This window comes from Desulfobacterium sp. N47, from assembly GCF_051233685.1.
Taxonomy (GTDB): Bacteria; Desulfobacterota; Desulfobacteria; order Desulfobacterales; family RPRI01; genus RPRI01.
Genome location: NZ_JBAMMY010000062.1, coordinates 1 through 1,058, shown reverse-complemented (window position 1 = coordinate 1,058; position 1,058 = coordinate 1). Strand labels below are relative to the sequence as shown.

Below are 1,058 nucleotides of genomic sequence, written 5' to 3'. Positions count from 1 at the left end.
GGTGTGTTAAGCATAATTCGCCTGTCCCTTATTACTATTTGTCTTGACTCTCATGTTATTGAAAATTATAATTAAATCACAATGAAGACTTCGATAAAATTTGATGTTAAAAAGACCGTCCAATATTGGCTGGAAGGTGCGGAATAAGACTTAGGCGTAGCCGATGCCATGTTTGAAAAAGGGAAATATCCCTATGCCCTTTTCATGGGACATTTGGCACTGGAGAAACTGCTCAAATCTCTTGTCGTAAGAGCAACGGGCAATCATGCGCCGTATACTCACTCTCTTCCATTGCTAGCCGAAAAAACTGCCCTGAAAGTGCCACAAAGGACTATAAAAGCTCTTGCTCGGTTTATGGAATTCCATTTCGAAGCTCGCTATCCGGATGATCAGAATAAATTTTATCGAAAATGTACAACGGCTTTCACGACACGTAATTTGAAGAAAATGAATGAGGTCTATCAATGGTTGAAAAATCAATACAACAAGTAATAAATGCTTTTGTCAAAGAATTGAAAAAGAGAAAAATTAAAATCGCGAAAGTAATCCTTTACGGATCGCATGTATCGGGTCGCGCTCATGAGTACAGCGACATTGATGTGGCGATAGTCTCGCCCGATTTCGGGAAAGACCGCTATCGTGAAGGAGCAAAGCTTTTTGAAATTGCTTGTTCCGTTGATCCTCGAATCGAACCGGTCCCTATTTCACTCTCGTCATATAATAAAGATACATGGATTCCGATTATTTATGAGATCAGAAAAAATGGCATAGAATTGAATGCTGCATAATCAAGCCAATCCAGCCTGAATAATCCAATCAGTCGCCCCGGCAAGTGGGAATTAGCTCCACAAGGTGCCAGACATGATACATATTTAATGGGGTGCAAGTTCACAAACAGGGTATTCTCAAAACCGGAGGTTAGCAAAAAAAGTTAACAGCATTATATTAATCCCCCCTTCTAATTCTTATCTTAATTTGTAGTGTCTCCGTTTATATAAAATTGGTTTTCCCACTGCGTAACCATTAATCGCATACAATGGGCATGGCATGCATAATTC

Annotated in this window: 2 protein-coding genes; both read left to right on the top strand. The window is 39.6% G+C overall.

Features of this window, described 5'->3' with window-relative positions; genetic code table 11:
* The first annotated feature begins 168 nt into the window (after nt 1-168).
* The gene (locus tag VXK47_RS03700) at nt 169-492 is read left to right on the top strand and encodes a HEPN domain-containing protein (protein ID WP_435547421.1); all 324 of its coding nucleotides are present in this window, start codon (nt 169-171) and stop codon (nt 490-492) included.
* Nucleotides 465-788, top strand: a complete 324-nt coding sequence (locus VXK47_RS03695) for a nucleotidyltransferase domain-containing protein (protein ID WP_435547420.1) — start codon at nt 465-467, stop codon at nt 786-788. Before VXK47_RS03700 ends, VXK47_RS03695 begins: the two co-directional genes overlap by 28 nt.
* Nucleotides 789-1,058: the final 270 nt, after the last annotated feature.